17 protein-coding genes are annotated in these 18,108 nt (G+C 42.2%); 1 reads left to right on the top strand and 16 read right to left on the bottom strand.

From position 1 onward, the window contains the following. Positions 1 to 419 precede the first annotated feature (419 nt). Positions 420 to 1,874, bottom strand: coding sequence for a uracil-xanthine permease family protein (locus tag DWX28_RS14265; protein ID WP_022214206.1), 1,455 nt, complete (start codon positions 1,872 to 1,874; stop codon positions 420 to 422). A 214-nt stretch (positions 1,875 to 2,088) separates the two neighbouring features. Further along, positions 2,089 to 3,258, bottom strand: coding sequence for a cation diffusion facilitator family transporter (locus DWX28_RS14260; protein WP_022214207.1), 1,170 nt, complete (start codon positions 3,256 to 3,258; stop codon positions 2,089 to 2,091). 162 nt (positions 3,259 to 3,420) lie between these two features. On the opposite strand from DWX28_RS14260, the gene DWX28_RS14255 reads away from it, so the two are divergent. Beyond that, on the top strand, positions 3,421 to 4,197 hold the full coding sequence (locus DWX28_RS14255) for an NYN domain-containing protein (protein ID WP_022214208.1): 777 nt from the start codon (positions 3,421 to 3,423) through the stop codon (positions 4,195 to 4,197). Here the strand turns inward: DWX28_RS14255 and DWX28_RS14250 are convergent, their stop codons facing one another. The 14 genes from DWX28_RS14250 to DWX28_RS14185 form a co-directional block, all read right to left on the bottom strand. Continuing rightward, complete coding sequence (locus DWX28_RS14250; protein ID WP_118253216.1) at positions 4,198 to 4,656, bottom strand: threonine/serine exporter family protein; 459 nt, start codon at positions 4,654 to 4,656, stop codon at positions 4,198 to 4,200. After that, positions 4,653 to 5,417 (bottom strand): threonine/serine exporter family protein, encoded by a 765-nt coding sequence (locus tag DWX28_RS14245; RefSeq protein ID WP_022214210.1) that lies wholly within the window; start codon positions 5,415 to 5,417, stop codon positions 4,653 to 4,655. Before DWX28_RS14245 ends, DWX28_RS14250 begins: the two co-directional genes overlap by 4 nt. 128 nt (positions 5,418 to 5,545) lie before the next feature. Continuing rightward, positions 5,546 to 7,180: a hydroxylamine reductase gene (gene hcp / locus DWX28_RS14240; protein ID WP_022214211.1), complete on the bottom strand. Its 1,635-nt coding sequence runs from the start codon at positions 7,178 to 7,180 to the stop codon at positions 5,546 to 5,548. Positions 7,181 to 7,361: 181 nt separating this feature from the next. Continuing rightward, positions 7,362 to 8,468: an alpha/beta hydrolase-fold protein gene (locus tag DWX28_RS14235; protein ID WP_118253212.1), complete on the bottom strand. Its 1,107-nt coding sequence runs from the start codon at positions 8,466 to 8,468 to the stop codon at positions 7,362 to 7,364. Positions 8,469 to 8,494: 26 nt separating this feature from the next. Beyond that, the gene (locus DWX28_RS14230; protein WP_022214213.1) at positions 8,495 to 9,301 is read right to left on the bottom strand and encodes an alpha/beta hydrolase; all 807 of its coding nucleotides are present in this window, start codon (positions 9,299 to 9,301) and stop codon (positions 8,495 to 8,497) included. Between the two features lie 28 nt (positions 9,302 to 9,329). Next, a complete protein-coding gene (locus DWX28_RS14225; RefSeq protein ID WP_022214214.1) occupies positions 9,330 to 10,211 on the bottom strand; it encodes an AraC family transcriptional regulator in 882 nt (293 codons plus the stop codon). 73 nt (positions 10,212 to 10,284) lie between these two features. Further along, complete coding sequence (locus DWX28_RS14220; protein WP_022214215.1) at positions 10,285 to 11,067, bottom strand: alpha/beta hydrolase; 783 nt, start codon at positions 11,065 to 11,067, stop codon at positions 10,285 to 10,287. Between the two features lie 33 nt (positions 11,068 to 11,100). Further along, entirely contained in the window at positions 11,101 to 12,465 is a 1,365-nt protein-coding gene (locus tag DWX28_RS14215) for an MFS transporter (protein ID WP_022214216.1), read from the bottom strand. A gap of 17 nt (positions 12,466 to 12,482) precedes the next feature. Beyond that, complete coding sequence (locus DWX28_RS14210; protein ID WP_118253209.1) at positions 12,483 to 13,685, bottom strand: GDSL-type esterase/lipase family protein; 1,203 nt, start codon at positions 13,683 to 13,685, stop codon at positions 12,483 to 12,485. A gap of 41 nt (positions 13,686 to 13,726) precedes the next feature. After that, complete coding sequence (locus DWX28_RS14205; protein ID WP_118253206.1) at positions 13,727 to 14,623, bottom strand: Nif3-like dinuclear metal center hexameric protein; 897 nt, start codon at positions 14,621 to 14,623, stop codon at positions 13,727 to 13,729. Positions 14,624 to 14,840: 217 nt separating this feature from the next. Next, positions 14,841 to 15,581, bottom strand: a complete 741-nt coding sequence (truA, locus tag DWX28_RS14200; RefSeq protein ID WP_118253202.1) for a tRNA pseudouridine(38-40) synthase TruA — start codon at positions 15,579 to 15,581, stop codon at positions 14,841 to 14,843. A 4-nt stretch (positions 15,582 to 15,585) separates the two neighbouring features. Then, positions 15,586 to 16,389 carry an energy-coupling factor transporter transmembrane component T family protein gene (locus tag DWX28_RS14195; RefSeq protein WP_118253199.1) on the bottom strand — a complete coding sequence of 268 codons (804 nt, stop codon included), beginning with the start codon at positions 16,387 to 16,389 and terminating at the stop codon, positions 15,586 to 15,588. Beyond that, complete coding sequence (locus DWX28_RS14190; RefSeq protein WP_022214221.1) at positions 16,382 to 17,269, bottom strand: energy-coupling factor transporter ATPase; 888 nt, start codon at positions 17,267 to 17,269, stop codon at positions 16,382 to 16,384. The genes DWX28_RS14195 and DWX28_RS14190 overlap by 8 nt, the downstream gene beginning before the upstream one ends. Then, positions 17,260 to 18,105, bottom strand: coding sequence for an energy-coupling factor transporter ATPase (locus DWX28_RS14185; protein ID WP_022214222.1), 846 nt, complete (start codon positions 18,103 to 18,105; stop codon positions 17,260 to 17,262). Before DWX28_RS14185 ends, DWX28_RS14190 begins: the two co-directional genes overlap by 10 nt. Between the last annotated feature and the right edge of the window lie 3 nt (positions 18,106 to 18,108).

The following is an 18,108-nucleotide window of genomic DNA, read 5'->3' as shown; positions in this document are numbered from 1 at the left end:
TACAATTCATCTCACTACCTGCAGAGGTAGGAGAATTCTTGTTATATATTATGTTAAAAGTCTGTCATATTCTTTGTTTCTGAGTAATTCAATCTGCTCTTCTACTTTGATCTTATCTTTCTTTAATTCGTCCTTATACTATATACCTGTCGGCATATAATATTCCTCCATACCTTCACCACCTTTCAGAACATATCATTCTCAGATATCTTCATTATAGGTGATTTAAAGACACGTGTAAACCCTGTATTCTGATTTCACGGTACTGTAATTACTGGAAAAATCGCTTCAGACACGAAGCTTCTAAGACTGCCCCTGCAGGCATCAGAACTACTTTTATACTATCATTCCTACATATACAACAGGCAGGAATGAGTTTTTTCCACTCGTCCCTGCCTGTTATCATTCTCTTATTTTACTTACTTTTCTTTCGCTTTTTTATCTGCCAGAATCTCCTCTGCCATTTCCACCTCTGTTTTTTCATCCTTCGGAAGAACGATATTCAGGATGATTGCGAATAACGCTGCCGGAACAATACCGGAGCCGCCGAAGATCAGGTTGATGCTCTCCGGAAGCTGTGCAAGAACTGCGGAGTTGGAACCGAGCCCGTATCCAACGCCAAGCGCAACCGAAACGATCGTTACATTTCTCGGTGATATAGGCCATTTGGTAATAAGCTGGATTCCGCTGACTACGATGGAGGAAAACATCATGACAGCAGCTCCTCCCAGAACGCTCTGCGGCATGATAGAGATCAGTGCTGCAAGTTTCGGAAACAGTCCGCATGCGATCAGGAAGATTCCACCGATTCCAATGCTGTAACGGTTTACGACTTTGTTCATTGCGACCAGGCCTACATTCTGGCTGAAAGATGTGTTCGGAAGGACACCTAACAAAGCTGCGAAAGAAGATCCCAGTCCGTCACACATAACACCACCGGAAAGTTCTTTGTCCGTAGCCTCTCTTCCAAGACCACCCTCTGTGATACCGGAAATATCACCTACTGTTTCTACTGCTGTAACTACAAACATAATACAGATCGGAACGATTGCCTTCGCGTCAAATACCCATTTGACCGGCATAATCTTCGGAACCGCAAACCAGGATGCGTCTGCCACCTTGCTCCAGTTCACTACCCAGGCCTTTGTTGCCTCTACTGTGGCACCCGTTTCATCCACATAGGTAAATGTTGTCGGAAGGATCATTGCCATGATCGATACCAGGATATATCCGGCAATAATACCGATCAGAATAGAGGAAAAACTGGTAAATCCTTTTGTTCCATGTTTCAGTGCAATGATCACGACCAAAACAAAAGTACCTACAAACAGATTTTCCAGAGAGCCATAATCTGCTGCTGAACTTCCGCCTCCGAAAGATCCGATACCAACAGAGATCAGTGAAAGTCCAATAGACAGTACCACTGTACCGGTAACAACTGCAGGGAAAAATTTGCGGAGTGGTTTCAGAAATCCACCAAGTACTGTTTCAAACAGACCTCCTATAAAACATGCCGCCAGGACTGCTCCATATCCTGCAACCCCACTTCCCATTGTGATCGCAACACTTCTGCAGACACCGATGAAACCGGAACTCGTTCCCATGACGATTGGTAGTTTTCCGCCGATCGGTCCGATCGTGTATACCTGGATCAGTGTTACGATTCCTGCAACCAGCATGGCATTCTGAAGGAGTGCCACCTGAATACTGCTTCCTGATTCAATGCCGCACACTCCTGTAATGATCAGAAGTGGAGTCAGGTTGCCGACAAACATTGCAAGTACATGCTGCAGTCCAAGTGGAATCGCCAGTTTCAGCGGGGGCTTTCCATCAAGATCATATGGCGTTGCCACGTTTTTTTCTTTTGTTTCCATATTCTTTCCTCTCTTTCTCTTTTTACCGAGCCAAATAAAAAAGGAAACAGCAGGTATTTTCGCCTTCGAAGTCATCTGCTATTTCCTTTATACATGCAGCTTGTGCACAAAATTTTCTCTCGATGCGTTTATTATAACAATTTTTTTGTATCTGTCAATTTCTTTTTGCAGGTATTTTCTTTGTACTTGATTTTGTACATTTATCTTTCTGTACTTAATAATACTCATGATCGATCTGTATCACCGCAAAATATTTACTTCCCGGCAGGCCATGTACCTGTTCTTTCAGACGGTTCATGATCTCATTGTCGGTCAGGGAAGTTTTTCTCGGCACTTCCACATCGAAGATCAGGTTGGTTCTGGTAGGACCCTTGACCATACGGAAGTCGTGCATGCTGAAGGCTTCATCCAGAGACTGTACCATCGCCTCCACCTTCGCCTTCATTTCCAGAACTTCCTTATCGTCTGTCACGATCGGGTCCATGTGGATCGTTGCGGAACAGTTCAGCTTTTCCTGAAGTTCATGTTCGATATGGTCGATCTGCTCGTGGATGTCCTGGATATCCCCATCCACAGCAACCTCCGCGTGGAGCGAGATCATTCTTCGTCCCGGACCATAATCATGGACGATCAGATCGTGCACCCCATAGACCAGTGAATGTCCCAGAACAATCTCCCGGATCTCATCAATAAACTCCTTCTTCGGCGGCTGTCCAATAAGAAGGTCTATGGTTTCTTTCAGTGTAGAACCACCTGTATAAACGATAAAGATCCCGACCAGGATGCCAAACCATCCATCCAGGATCAGTCCTGTATATTTACTGATCACGGTTGCGATCAGAACCAGTGTCGTCGCAACAGTATCGCTCAAACTGTCCACTGATGTCGCTTTCATCGCTGCACTGTCAAGCTTTTTGCTCAGGGAACGATTGTAATAAAACATATAGACTTTCACAAGGATTGACGCAAGCAGGATTCCCAAGACCAATGCACTGCTCTCGATCGGTTCCGGATCACGCAGTTTCCCGAACGATGACCAGATCAGCTCAAATCCCATAACCAGGATCGCAACAGAGACCAGCAGCCCCGAAATATACTCCATCCTTCCATGTCCAAACGGATGCTCCGGGTCCGGTGCCTGACCGGAAAGCCGGAATCCGATCAATGTGATGATTGATGAACCCGCATCGGACAGGTTGTTAAATGCATCCGCCGTGATCGCGATCGATCCGCTGAGCGTTCCTGCGATCCATTTTCCAAGAAACAGCAGGATATTCAGTCCGATTCCCACTGCCCCGCTCAAAACTCCATATGCCTGACGGACCGCCGGTGAATCATAATTCCGCCTGTCCTTAATAAAAAGTGATGCCAAAAACGTGATCATTCCTATTCCTCCCAAAATTTTACACGTGAATCAACAGCATTCCCTCGATAATAGCACACTCCTATGCAAAAATCCAGAATAATTTGTAATCAATCTGGAAAATTTTTTCTGAAAATGATATAGTTTTATTAATGATGCTTTTTATCAAGGAGAAAAAATCGAATGAAAAATCTTAAAAATATAGCAATGCTCATAGATGCCGACAATACTCAGCTGTCCAAGCTGGAATCTGTCATACAGGAAATCTCTGCCAACGGTCGTATCGTCGTGAAGCGTGCGTACGGCAACTGGCGCAAAGGTTCCCTTAAGAACTGGGAGAATGAACTGAAACGCCTCGCGATCAAGGCCGAACAGCAATTTGACTACGTTGCGGGCAAAAACGCCACCGACATGGCTCTCGTGATCGACACTCTCGATCTTCTGCACAGCGGGATCTACGATGCATTTGTCATCGTTGCCAGTGACAGTGATTACACGCCTCTTGCGATCAAACTTCACGAATCCGGAGTCTATGTCATGGGCGTCGGAGAGAAGAAAACACCGGAGCCGTTCCGAAATGCCTGCGATGAATTTGTTTATCTCGAAAATCTGAGCAAAGATCCAGATACTCCGGAGCATCAGCCTGCCCCGGTTTCTTCCAGAAAGACGAGAAACAGCAGACGCAGCCAGGAAAGTGCAGAAGAACGCCGCAAAGCAAAAGAATTAAAGGAAATCCACAAACTGCTCCACATCGCCTGGGACAAGTACCAGGATGACGACCGTTATGTCAATGTCAGCTCTGCAGGCCAGTATATCAAGCGTGCAAAGCCGGATTTCGATGCCCGCACCTACGGTTTCCTCAAACTGCCGGATCTGATCGAAGCTTATCCAAATAAATATGCAATGAAACGTTACCCCGGCAAAGGAACGGTAACGATCATTGCATACAAATGTATTTGATTATTTAATTCTGTTTGTTCTGAGAACATAATATCTTCGGAAAATTGATAAGATCGTCCACACGATACAGATCCCACCCGCGATGGACAATGCATACTGAAGTGTCAGACTGCCATAGTGTGACACTTCTTCTGTATTTCCCTGCACTGCTGCACTCATCGTGTAGTACAGCGTACTTCCCGGAATCAGCGGCACAACTGACGGAATCAAAAACAGCGGGACCGGAGCTCTCTTTCTGGCTGCAAGAAAATCCGCATAGACTGCTGCCAGTGCAGAAGCCGCCAGACCGGAAATAAAGATCTGTCCGCCGCTGAAATACATTGCCAGAAGATATCCTCCCCAGCAGATAACACCTCCCAGAGATGCCGATACCCACAACGACTGTCTCAGCCGGAACAGCAAGGCAAATCCCAGCGAACCGACAAACGCCATAACCAACTGCAATATCACATCTTTCATACTCTCACCATCCAAATCGCTGCCATAAATCCACAGGCAAGGGCTCCCGCCCACAGAATACTCTCGATCAGTCGCATCAGTCCGGAGATCGTATCTCCCATCAGCATGTCTCTGATGGAGTTTGTCGCCGGAATTCCCGGAATCAGAAGCATGATATCTCCGATCATGATCTTGTCCATATTTAAAACTGGCAGAACTCTTACTGTCAGACAGATTACGGCTCCCACAATAAAGGATATAAACAGGTTAAACATGATCGTATTTGCAAAAAGGCCTGTTATTTTTTCCTGTATAAAACAGATAAGGACTCCTACCAGGGCGGCCACGATTCCATCCGCAAATGTTCCTCCAAAAAACACGGCAAAACTTCCCGCAGCCAGAATGCTGCCCACATAGAGTTCCCATCGTGTTTTTGGTTCTGCGATTTCCTGCAGTCTTCTGTGAAACTGCTCCAGCGGAATCGGATTGATACAGCAGTTCCTGCTGAGTGCATTCAGCTGTTCCAGCATTGTGAAGTCTGTACTTCCTGTATAGTTTATCCTCCTGGTATGTGTCAGAAGTTCCCCGTCTGTTTTTTCCATGGTTATCACTATGCTGGATGTGATAACAAAAACGTTCATCTTGGCTGCCCCATAGGCCCGTCCGATCCTCTGCAGCGTGTCCTCAACACGGTTGATCTCCGCCCCGGAAGCAAGAAGCATTTCTCCCATATCCAGAAGCAGATGCAGCAACCGGTTCTCATCATATTTCCCTGTTTTCATCTTCGTTTCCATCCCTGATCTTTATATATTCTACAAAAAATATCCACTGCAACACGTTAATTATCTAACATATGCAGTGGATTTGCAAGTGATTTTTAAGACAGATGGACTATGGAATCCTCTTTATTTTATCCAATCAGATCCGCAATATCTTCCTCTACAGAACGGATTCCTCCGATTCCGAAATTATCAACCAGAATCTTTGCCACGTTCGGAGAAAGGAATGCTGGCAGAGTCGGTCCCAGGTGGATATTTCTCACTCCGAGGGAAAGCAGAGCCAGGAGTACGATCACTGCTTTCTGCTCATACCAGGCAATATTGTATACGATCGGAAGGTCGTTGATATCTTCCAGTTCAAATATTTCCTTCAGTTTCAGTGCGATCACAGCCAGTGAATAGGAATCATTACACTGTCCTGCGTCAAGTACTCTCGGAATACCATTGATATTTCCCAGATTCAGTTTATTATACTTGTATTTTGCACAGCCGGCAGTCAGGATCACAGTATCTTTTGGCAGTGCCTTTGCAAAATCTGTGTAGTAATTTCTGGTCTTTGCCCGGCCATCACAGCCTGCCATTACAACAAACTTGCGGATAGCCCCTGTCTTAACCGCCTCTACAATCTGATCTGCCAGCGCAAGAACCTGTGCATGGGCAAAGCCTCCGACGATCTCTCCGCTCTCAATCTCCTGTGGCGGCGCACATTTCTTTGCATGCTCGATCACAGCAGAAAAGTCTTTCTCTTCACCTTCTGCTCCCGGAATATGTTTACATCCCGGATATCTCACAGCTCCTGTCGTATAGATCCGGTCTTTGTAGCTGTCCTTTGGCGGAACAATACAGTTTGTAGTCATCACGATCGGACCATGAAAACTCTCAAACTCTTCTTTCTGTTTCCACCATGCATTTCCATAATTTCCTGCAAAATTCGGATATTTTTTGAATGCCGGATAGTAATGTGCCGGAAGCATCTCTGAATGTGTATAGACATCCACACCTGTCCCCTGCGTCTGTTCCAGCAGCATTTCCAGATCACGGAGATCGTGTCCTGAAATCAGGATTCCCGGATTGTTTCGAACCCCGATATTTACTTTTGTGATCTCCGGATTTCCATAAGTCTCTGTATTTGCCTTATCAAGAAGTGCCATCACCTGTACACCATATTTTCCGGTTTCCAGCGTCAGGGCTGTCAGTTCTTCCGCACTGAGAGTATCATTCAGTGTTGCGGCAAGTGCTCTCTGAAGAAAAGCATCCAGTTCTTCCTCATTATGAAGAAGTGCAAGTGCATGCTTCTCATAAGCGGCAAGCCCTTTTAATCCGTATGTGATCAGTTCTCTTAAGCTTCGGATGTCCTCATTTTCGGTGGAAAGAATTCCGACCTTGGATGCTTTTTCTTCGAATTCCTCTTCTTTTCCGTTCCAGACTGCTGCATCCGGAAGCTGATCTTTGTCTTCCACTTCTGAAAGCAATCTTTCCTTTGCCTTCAATGTTTCTGTAATACGTTCTGTAATGGATTCTCTGTCAAAATTTACATTTGTAATGGTTGTAAAAAGATTCATCACCACCAGATGATCAATCTCATCCGGAATCTCTTTTCCTTCTTTTCGAAGTTCTGTTGTAACTGCAGAAAGCCCCTTTGTGACATAGATCAGAAGATCCTGCATCGCTGCAACTTCCGGCTTCTTTCCACAGACTCCTGAATTTGTACATCCCGTGCATCCTGCTGTTTCCTGACACTGAAAACAAAACATTTTATGTTTCATGATAAAAACCTCCTTATGGTTTCTGTATATTCATTTTTTTCACAAACTCAATATAATATACATTCCCCCATAAATATGTGGTCATAACCACGGATATAAAATATCGCAGAAAAAAAGACGGATTTTTATCATCCGTCCTTTTCTGTCATTTCTTTTATTATCTTACATTACAATCCATTTTTCAGAATAACAGTTTCGCAAAATCTCGAATACAACGTCTCCATACATTCCAGTCATGCCCGCCCTCATAAATGATTCTGATGCATGAAATATCTTTTTTACTTAAAAGTTCATCTTCCTCCAGAAACTTCTGGATAAAAATATCATTCTCTCCCATTGCACGAAAAAAGATCTTAAAATTATTTTTAAATGTTTCTTTACTGTCCAGAATTCTCAGGTGTTTATCAGAAGCCTTCCCTCTCTGGATCATGTCCATAATTTTATCTCCCTGAATAAAATCACGAAGAAATCCACTGAATAATCCAATATAGGAAAAATATTCCGGATATTCAAATGCCGTGATACTCGTCTGAATAGACCCCATGGACAGACCTGCCATGGCCCGGCCATCCTTGTTTTCAATTGTACGATATTTCTTTTCTATGTATGGAATCACATCTTTTATCAGATATTCAGGAAATATCGTATGATCTACTATTCTCTTTCCTTCTGCATTTTTCGTCTGAACCATTCCATTATTCATCACAATGATAAATGACCTTGCTTCTTTCGCCTGAACCAGATTATCCATAATAAAATGGACTTTTCCTTCTTCGATCCATCCGGTTTCATTTTCTCCATGTCCATGCTGTAAATACAAAACCGGATATCTCTTCTCCGGACACTCCTCATATTCCGCTGGTGTATAAACAAAACAGCGTTCCCATTCTCCGGTTATATCAGAATAAAAATATTCCTGTCTCACAGTTCCATGTGGTACATTTTTCAGATAATAGAACTCTTCTTCTGTTTCTATTGAAACATAATTATATGGCCGACTATATCCATAACATATCGGAAGATAGGGGGTAAGTACATCCATTCCATCAATCTGCAGTTGTACAAGAGTCATTCCATCCTTTCCCGGATATTTCAACTTCCATATTCCTTCTTCTTTAATAAACGGAAATTTTTGCTCGTAGATGATCAGACTGACATCTGAAGCATGATCTGCCTTAATCTGAATCCATACATTGCCTTCTTCATCTCTGATCTGTCCTTCTGGTTCACCAGCTGCCGGTATAACCGGACAAAATGAAAGAGCCTGTGACGTTATCGCCTGATTCATGACATTTTCCTCTCTTTGCAATTTATTTAATTATGATTTTCGAGGATTAACCTTGTTTTTGTGCCCGGCTCGATCTCTGACAGAAAAGAAAAGACCGGATCCATCTGATCTTCCCAATACGCCATTTCATGATTTCCCTGACCCATTCTGTCAATAAAAGGTATCTCCAGTTCCTTAAGCTTTTCACGGAAATCTTTTACTCCCTTTCCAACCAGATCATCCTGCTCTCCACAGGCAATAAAAAGTTCCGGAATCTCTTCTTTTGGAACCTCTGAGTAAAATTTACAGAGATTTGTATCATTCTCATAATACTTTTCTTCGCTGCCAAATACATTTTCAAATAATTCCCGGTCAAACATCTCTTCATGTCCACAAATCAGATCATAACAATCTGCACTTGGAGATAATGCTGCTATTTTTGAAAAATACGAACGAAATCTGAGTCCATTTAATAATGCCCCATATCCACCCATCGAAATTCCACCTATAAATGTGTCTTCTCTTCTTGTTGAAAGGGGCAGAAGTTTCCTTGTCATATCCACCGTTTCTTTTATAAATGCAGAGTAATTGGAAAGCCTTCTGGAATGATCTACATAAAAAGAATTATCTCCATCTACCACTACTACTGCGATTCCTTTTAACTCACATTCCCGTCTGAATCCCAGATAGGTCATAAGCGTTGTTGCATCATTACTGAAACCAGGAAGAAAATATAAGGTTTTATACGGAGGCTCAAAATTTTTTCCACTCATTCCGTCTGTAGGCAGATAAGCTTTAACCGTTGTAAATTTAGTAATTGTTGATGACAAATATTGTAATTCTATGTATGCCATAATAAAATCCCTTCTATTAATACAATCCTCATCTTTTCTTTTTCATCCATGCAGATGGAGTACATCCATAAAATCGTTTAAAAGTTTCGATAAAAGATTTTATATTTGGAAACCCATTATTCAGTGCTATAACCGTAAGCTGCATTTCCGGATGTATTTTCATCATTTCCACACAATTCATAAGACGAAGATACTGTAAATGATCATGAAAATTAATTCCTATATGCTTTTTAAATAACCGTGATAAATGTGCAGATGTGTAATGAAATTGTTCTGCAACAGCAGCAAGTGTCAGATTTTCTGTATAATGTTTGTCAAGATAATTCGTGATTTCCTTAATTTTATTAATGCTGTCTTCTCTGTTACGCCTGCTTCCTGTTGGTTTCTTCACACAGGACATACGAAGAACTCCGAGTAATCGAAACAACAGTTCCATTGCCCGGATTCTTGACAGATCATTTTCAACAGTTCCATCCAGATTTTCTCCAAAACCAGCATAACCATTCTGTTCTTTCTTCTGCTTCAGTGTTCCAAATTGCAGCAGAATATTTATCATCTGCTGCATATCTTCCGCTTTCTCAGGTATACTCAAATAAAAGTCTCCTCCAAGCCAGCGTTCCATAAAACTTTTGGAAATCTGAACAGTAATACCCTCAAAATGATCTGTCTCATCAATCCAGTGATCCGCATGAATTTCTCCACTGTTAACTATGAAAATATCTCCTTCCGTCTGATCATACTGTATTCCATCTACAATCCGACGGATTCTTCCACAGGTCACAAGATTAAATTCAATATTACGATGCCAGTGAGTAGGTGTAAAAATCTCTATTCCATCAAAGCAATGATTAAAAATACGAATAGGTATCCTGTTATAAATAAAATCTTCACTTTCGTATAATTCTGACATAAACACCTCCGGAAAAATATTGTTTTACCTCATTATAGCATACCCTCTGACAATCTCACACAACATCACGCTTTTATTTCAGCAGCCATTCCACCGCTTCTGGCAAATATTTATTCCAAAACGACCAGTCATGAATTCCCTCTGCCTCGTGATACGTCACTTTTACTCCTTCTTTTTCCAGATATTTTTTCATCATACGATTTTCTTCGATCAAAAAGTCTTCTGTCCCTACTGCCTGATAAACCTCCGGCATATTTTTTTGTAAAACTGCTTTTTTTACACAATACATCGGATCTTTTTCAGAATCTTTTAAACAATCCAGATCTCCAAACGTACGCACATAATAATCATAATCTGCAATGCTGTCTGAATATCCGGCCTTCTGACCAGAAATATTGTCGATGATAAACGCACCTGACAAGGTAAACAGCTTTCCAAATGTTTCATGATAAAGACTTCCCAGTCTCAATGCACCAAAACCACCCATGGAAAGTCCACCAATGTAGGTGTCCTCTCTCCGTTCAGAAAGAGGAAACATTCTTCTGGTAAAATCAACAATTTCTTTCCCTGTAAAATCACTGTAACGACCTGCAATGCTGTTCATATTTTCATAAAAACTGTTTTCCCCGGAAGGAAGAACAATCGCAAGATTATACTTTTCGGATATTGCTCTCAAATTGCTATAATCCATCCAGTCATCCTGACTTCCGCCAAATCCATGAAGCAGATAAAGAGTCTTAAATTTTTCTGGTTTTTTTACGTCAGTTCTTCCATAAGTTTCTACAGGCACAATAACATTTAAATTAACTGTGCGAAATAAAGTTTCAGATGCAAATGCAATTCTAAAAACCGCCATAGTTCATTTTCTCTCTCTGTTTTCTATATAAAATTAATTTTCTGTTGCCATAGCATCTCTTTTTTTATTAAGATCTGCACGAATCTGAGGGTAGATTTTGTCAAGCTTATAAAATCCATTTATTATAAATACGATAACAAACAAAATTACAGGAATCCAGACGTAACAGAATTCAATCGCGTTTACAGCTGATGCAGTCTGCACTTCTGCCGCTCCATTATAACCACCTGCATTCAGAATGGCTGTAGTTATCATCTGAACAATAGAGTTCGCAATTTTTACTGCAAATCCGATAAATGCCATCAAAAATCCCTGAACTCTGATACCACTCTTCCATTCTCCATAATCAATACTTTCTGCACACATAACATATATAATTCCGTTTACGAATGCAGTTCCCACAGACGCAATGACCGCACAGGCAATTACTGCAATATTATTAAATTTAAAGAAATAAATACCAATATTTCCTAATACACCAAATACAGCTCCAACCCATACAATGTTTCTGTTTCCAATTTTTGCTGCAATAACAGGAATAATCAGTGTAATCGGAATTCCAATAATATTTGCAATAGAAAGTAAGCTGGAAGACATCCCGGCATTCTGTAAAACATTGGTGGAATAATAAACAGTTGTAGAAGATTTGACAACTACCTGGGCAATAATAAACAGCGTAGTAACAGTACATATGATCCAAGGGGTATTTTTCATGGATCTAATGGTATCAGCTGCTGATATTTTCTGCTGTGCGGCAGTTCCCATATTCATTCGTTCTCTTGTATTAAATCCATCTACCATAGTTAATGCTGCACCAAAAATACCAAAGATCAGTATCGTTATATTGTATCCACGGTACTCAGAACCATGCCCCAGCACAGAAACAAGTGTCAACGCAAATGCACCTGTAATCAGCTGTCCAATATTTGTTCCAAGAGTTCCAAACATATTTGTTGCAAGTCGATCCTGTGTATCATCTGTAATTGCAGAGATCAATACATTTTGTGGAATCAGTACAGTTGTATATGCCAATGTATAGATAACATATGTAATCAAAGCATAAATATATTTTACTGTGGCACTTGCATCCGGAACATGAAGCACAAAGAAACAGGCTGCTGCCATAGGTATCGCTCCAAAAATAAGATACGGCCGGCATTTTCCCCAGCGAGTATTGGTATGATCTACAATGATTCCCATTACCGCATCTGAAACAGCATCTGCAATTCCACCGATTAACATGATCGTTCCAACCTGAAGTACACTGATCTTAACAACATCTGTATAGAAATACATAATAAATGTAGTGATAAGTGTAGTGCACAGACATATTCCCATATTTCCCGATCCATAGCTGATTTTTTCCAGCAAAGACATCTTTTTGTTAATCTGATTCATATTTTTTCTCCTTATTTTTAATCATCCAGCCCTGTAAGCATACTCAAATCCACACATTCCGCAAGGATTTTTCCACCCATTGTATTTGGATGTAATCCATCTCCAATATGAACTTCTTCTTTGAGATAAGCCGGAACTGTATCATTTTTTAATATCTCATCAAAATCAAAATATCCATCATAAACACTTTGTGTTCTGATCCATTGATTCACATCTCTTCTTGTTTTTTCAAACGCCTGCATCCATTTCTCTGAATACTCTGTATTTCCACACGGCATAATAGTTGCACCATAAATTCTGCTTCCATGATCGTGTGCTTTTTTTGCAAGATAACTGAACCCCTGCTCCAGATATTCAGCGGAAACAGATTCTTCTGCTTTTTCAAACTGAAGAGGATGCATAATATCATTAATGCCCATCAGACAAAAAATACTGTCAACTTTGTCCGTCCCAAATACATCCTTCTCGAATCTTCTCACTCCTGCTTCTCCAAAAAGCCCTCCTTCTGCCGGAGCATCCGGTATCCATGTAGCATCATGAAGCAGTCTGTTCCCTCCGATTCCTGCATTAAGCAAGGTTACCTGTCCCGGATATTTTTTATACAGTCTTTTCTGAAGTGCATTCGTGAAAAATGCCATTGCTGTAATAGAATCCCCAAAAGCTGTTATTACTTTGACGTCATCTTCTGTCCAAACCTGAACAGCTGAAAAGCCAAAGAAAAACTGACCTTTTACCGGTGAAGGATCTTCTTTTACAAATTCATAGATTTCCTCCATAGATGTACTTGAAAAAGCGTTTCCTCTCGTATCATCTCCTTCAATATTACATCTGACTTCTGATCCGCCTTCTGCCCAGTATCCACATAAATTCTGAATTTTCTGCTGCTGGTCAATATAAATATTTACTGCGATCCGATCTCCGGCTTTCACTGTAACTTCAACTTCATCACTGTAAACTTCTGCTCCTGCCGGAAGTACGATCTCTTTTGATCCTCGGAGTGTTACTTCCCTTATTCTTTCCACTGTTCCTTCATTTTCAATCCCAATGGTTACCTTTTTTAAGTTCAATGTTTCTTTTGCGTATTTATTTGAAAATAAAATACGCACTTTATTTCCATTTAAATTATTTTCAAACAGAACTCTCTGGGTTTTGTCTGATAATGCTGCCAGTGTCATTCCGTAATTAATCGGAAGATATTTAAAACTGCTTGTCCATTTCATTTGTTGTACTCCTTAACTTACAGACATCGGATAGTTGCTGTTTACTCCGATTTCTGTTCAAACAAACTCTTTTTTGTCTGATACTTCCACATATCACCAGTTGGAACATAAAAAACTGATACTTTATTTTCAGTTAATTCCATAAGCCAGTCTTTTGCATATCGGGCACCAAGTTCTTCCCAGTTAAAATGACCTGGATTGATACATGCAAGATTTTTTCCCAGAGAAATTCCATCGCGGATATACGATAATACCGTCCACTCGATCACTTCCCCCGGAATAATACATTCAACCCCATCCTGCTCCATTTCACGAATGATCTCTGTCGCATAATCACTCCAGCTTCCGTCTTCGTTAAAATGCTGCGGAATAAACGCATCCGGATAAATATGTCCTGTAAATGCTATTTTTTTTAATTCTGCTTCTGGATTTCCTATAAAACGAAGTCCTTGCATTCCGATTTTTTCTATCAATTCCTGATTGATCTCTCTAAGCTTTTTTGCCTTTGGAAAACATACTATATAACCAAACGGAATCTTCTGCTCTTCTGTAAGATATTCCATCCAGCCCAGGTATTTCAGCACTCCTGTAAAAATGCTGTCAGGTTTATGGGCATGCATATGATCATGATCCCGAACAAGCACAATCTTATTCTCTTTTAGTAATTTTAATTTTTCATCATAAATTCTGCATTTATAATCTGCCTTCCACTCAGGCCAGTCAGGGGTCAGATAGGATACAGGCTCATGAACATACAGAAGATTTGCTTTAAGTTCAATCGTCCTTCTGATCACATCAACTGTCGGAACCAATGCAGAAACAATTCCTGTGCATTCCTGTGAGCAATCACCAAACTTTACTTCATCACATCCATGATAATCTTCTCCCAGATCAGGATGATATTCAGAAACCCGATCTAATATTTCCTGAATTGTCATTTGTTCTCCTTTTCCTTTTGTGATATTTTTCTTTTTTTATTATGATAGCAGTAAAAAAGAGCTTTTTCTTTTCCTTTTTTTTCTATATAATTGTCATTTTTTGATATTTTCATTTTCAGACAAACTAAGGGAGGGTATAACTCTTCCTGAGCTATACCCTCCCTGTTTTTATGCTGCCATTTCCAGACAGTCGCTTTTATTAAAATAAGACTGCTTTTCAGTCAAAAAATTCAATTCCTATCAACGTCAGTCCATGCGCCGGTGCTGTCGGTCCGGATACGGATCTGTCGCAGGCATCCAGAATCTTCTTTACACGCTCCGGCGGATATTGTCCGTTTCCTACCTGGATCAGTGTTCCGGCAATAATACGCACCATATTGTAGAGGAATCCCTCTCCTCTTACCTGTATCGTCACGATATCTCCATCTCTCCAGATATCAATTCCTGTCAGTGTACGGACGGTTGACTTGACCTGTGCCCCTGTTCCGCAAAAGCTGGCAAAGTCATGCCGGCCGATCAAATAGGAGGTTGCCTCTCGCATTTTGTCTATATCCAGCTTATAGTGATAGAAATACGAATACAATCTCTCTGTCGGCACCGGAAACCTCCTGTTCAGGATTCGGTATTCGTAGGTTTTTTCACTGTCACAGTAGCGCGGATGAAAATCCGACTCCACTTCCTCAGAAAGCTGGATACGGATATCATCCGGCAGACGCTGGTTCAGTGCGTAGGATATTTTTTCTCCGGGGATGCGTGTGTTCGTATCAAAAACAGCTACGTTTCCCAGGGCATGTACGCCGGCATCTGTACGGCTCGCACCCATAATCTCGATTTTCTCTCCGAGAAGTTCTGTCAGGGTATCGTTCAGCACGCCCTGAATCGTAACACCGTTCGGCTGGATCTGCCATCCACTGTAATTAGTTCCATCATATGCAACCACAAGTCCAATTCTTTTCATCCTGTCACCATCCCATCACACGAAATCCGATTGCAACTGCAAGGTATGCAAATAATACCAGATATGCAATGTGATCTCGTTTTGCATAGTGAAGCGGTTTCATCTGTGTACGGTCGTCACCACCATGATAACATCTTGCCTCCATCGCCATCGCCAGGTCATTGGCACGGCGAAACGCAGAAATAAACAGCGGTACAAGAAGCGGTACCATGTTTTTGACCTTCTGGATCAGATTTCCACTTTCGAAGTCTGCACCTCTGGCGATCTGCGCTTTCATGATCTTGTCCGTTTCTTCCAGAAGGATCGGGATAAAACGCAGCGCGATCGACATCATCATTGCGATCTCATGTACCGGAACGTGGATCTTGTTCAACGGACGCAGGCTTTTTTCCAGACCATCAGTGAGCTGATTTGGTGTTGTTGTCAGCGTCATAAGTGAAGATCCGATCACCAGATAGATCAGTCGGATTGCCATGCGGACTGCCATGGAGATTCCCTCTTTGGTGATGGTGAAGATTCCGATCTTCCAGAGCACTTCACCCGGTGTCAGAAGGATATTGAACACCATCGTGATCAGAAGGATCATGAAGATCGCTTTGAGTCCCTTAAAGATAAACTTCACCGGAACCTGAGAGATCGTGATCATCCCTGCCAGGAATAACGTTGCAACGGCATATCCTGCCACGCTGTGGAACAGGAATACGGAAATAATGAAGATCAGCGTTCCAAATAACTTGGTTCTCGGGTCCATTCTGTGGATCACAGATTTCGCCGGATAGTACTGACCGATCGTAATATCTCTAATCATTCTGAGCTCCTCCTTTCAGTAAAGGGGAGTTCATTTTCCGAAGAGCATTCAGGATATCCTGCTTCGCCTCTTCTACCGTTGTATCAGAAGGGTCGACATTGAGTCCTTTTTCCTTAAGGGCATGCATGATATAGGTGATCTGCGGGGCAGCCAGTCCCATCGGTTCCATCTCTTTGTAATGAGCGAAAACCTTCTTCGGTGTGTCATCAAAGGCGATCTGTCCATGATTGACCACGATCAGACGCTCCGCATATTTGGCTACATCTTCCATGCTATGAGAAACCAGCACAATGGTAATCCCACGGACTTTGTGAAGTTCTGCGATCTGATCAAGGATCTCATCTCTTCCCTTCGGATCAAGACCTGCGGTCGGCTCATCCAGAATCAGGATCTTTGGGTTCATTGCAAGTACACCTGCAATGGCCACTCGCTTCTTCTGACCACCAGAAAGTTCAAATGGTGATTTGTCAAAGTTTTCTTCTTTGAAGCCTACATGATGAAGTGCCTTGCGTGCTTCTTCCTCAGCCTGTTCTCTGGTCATTCCCTGGTTCATCGGTCCAAAACACACATCTGAAAGCACATCGCTCTCAAACAACTGATGTTCCGGATACTGAAAGACCAGTCCTACTTCGCTGCGAAGTTTCCTGCGGTCGTATTTCTCCGCCCAGACATCCTCTCCATTGTAGGAAACGGTTCCTGATGTCGGCTGGATCAGTGCATTAAAATGCTGGATCAGTGTAGACTTTCCGCTTCCGGTGTGTCCGATCACACCGATAAACTGTCCGTCCGGGATTTCCAGATTGATATCCTTAAGTGCGTGGATCTGATAGGAAGTTCCCGGGCTGTATGTGTATGTTACGTTTTTTAATTCTATTGACATAAGGCATTTACCAGCTCTTCCGTAGTAAGGATTCCATCCGGAATGTCTACTCCGGACTGTTTGAGTTCATGCGCCAGCAGAGTTACCTGCGGTACATCAAGACGGTATTTCTTGAGAGTTTCCACCTGGGAAAAAATTTCCCGCGGAGTTCCCTCCATAACTACATGACCGCCATCCATAACGATGACATGGTCTGCATCGATCACTTCTTCCATGTAATGCGTGATCAGAACTACCGTAACATTTTCCTGCTTATTCAGCTGATGAACAGCTGCGAGTACTTCCTTACGGCCGTTCGGGTCCAGCATGGCTGTCGGCTCATCCAGGACAATGCATTTCGGACGCATCGCCATGACTCCTGCGATAGCAACTCGCTGCTTCTGACCTCCGGAAAGTTTATTCGGAGAGTGATGTCTGTACGCTGTCATGCCGGTCTTCTCAAGACTTTCGTTGACACGCTTCCAGATATCCTCGGTCGGAACTCCCATGTTTTCGGGTCCGAATCCGACATCCTCCTCCACAACAGTTCCGATGATCTGGTTATCCGGATTCTGGAATACCATTCCTGCCTTCTGACGCACCTTCCATAATTCCGGCTCCTCAGAAGTATTGATCCCGTCGATCCAGATTGTTCCATCGGACGGCAGAAGCAGTGCATTGATGTGTTTGGCAAAGGTAGACTTACCGGAACCATTATGTCCCAGGATCGCTACAAACTGTCCTTCCTTGATATCAATATCCACACCATCCACAGCTCTCTGTGTTTCCTGAACGTTGCCGTCCTCATCATATTTCAAGTAATCGAATGCAAGTTTTACTGCTTTGATGATTCCCATCTC

It is taken from the genome of Blautia sp. AF19-10LB (assembly GCF_003461245.1).
GTDB lineage: Bacteria > Bacillota > Clostridia > Lachnospirales > Lachnospiraceae > Blautia_A > Blautia_A intestinihominis.
Note: the sequence above shows the minus strand (reverse complement) of the source record. Positions and strands in the feature narration are given on the sequence as shown.

Coding starts and splice junctions, on each gene's coding strand:
- DWX28_RS14260 (WP_022214207.1), bottom strand. CDS start 3,258: ATGATCACGTTTTTGGCATCACTTTTTATTAAGGACAGGCGGAATTAT.
- DWX28_RS14185 (WP_022214222.1), bottom strand. CDS start 18,105: ATGGGAATCATCAAAGCAGTAAAACTTGCATTCGATTACTTGAAATAT.
- DWX28_RS14215 (WP_022214216.1), bottom strand. CDS start 12,465: ATGAATCAGATTAACAAAAAGATGTCTTTGCTGGAAAAAATCAGCTAT.
- DWX28_RS14235 (WP_118253212.1), bottom strand. CDS start 8,468: ATGAATCAGGCGATAACGTCACAGGCTCTTTCATTTTGTCCGGTTATA.
- DWX28_RS14230 (WP_022214213.1), bottom strand. CDS start 9,301: ATGGCATACATAGAATTACAATATTTGTCATCAACAATTACTAAATTT.
- DWX28_RS14250 (WP_118253216.1), bottom strand. CDS start 4,656: ATGAAAGATGTGATATTGCAGTTGGTTATGGCGTTTGTCGGTTCGCTG.
- DWX28_RS14190 (WP_022214221.1), bottom strand. CDS start 17,269: ATGTCAATAGAATTAAAAAACGTAACATACACATACAGCCCGGGAACT.
- DWX28_RS14265 (WP_022214206.1), bottom strand. CDS start 1,874: ATGGAAACAAAAGAAAAAAACGTGGCAACGCCATATGATCTTGATGGA.
- truA (WP_118253202.1), bottom strand. CDS start 15,581: ATGAAAAGAATTGGACTTGTGGTTGCATATGATGGAACTAATTACAGT.
- DWX28_RS14205 (WP_118253206.1), bottom strand. CDS start 14,623: ATGACAATTCAGGAAATATTAGATCGGGTTTCTGAATATCATCCTGAT.
- DWX28_RS14225 (WP_022214214.1), bottom strand. CDS start 10,211: ATGTCAGAATTATACGAAAGTGAAGATTTTATTTATAACAGGATACCT.
- DWX28_RS14210 (WP_118253209.1), bottom strand. CDS start 13,685: ATGAAATGGACAAGCAGTTTTAAATATCTTCCGATTAATTACGGAATG.
- DWX28_RS14255 (WP_022214208.1), top strand. CDS start 3,421: ATGAAAAATCTTAAAAATATAGCAATGCTCATAGATGCCGACAATACT.
- DWX28_RS14195 (WP_118253199.1), bottom strand. CDS start 16,389: ATGATTAGAGATATTACGATCGGTCAGTACTATCCGGCGAAATCTGTG.
- hcp (WP_022214211.1), bottom strand. CDS start 7,180: ATGAAACATAAAATGTTTTGTTTTCAGTGTCAGGAAACAGCAGGATGC.
- DWX28_RS14220 (WP_022214215.1), bottom strand. CDS start 11,067: ATGGCGGTTTTTAGAATTGCATTTGCATCTGAAACTTTATTTCGCACA.
- DWX28_RS14245 (WP_022214210.1), bottom strand. CDS start 5,417: ATGAAAACAGGGAAATATGATGAGAACCGGTTGCTGCATCTGCTTCTG.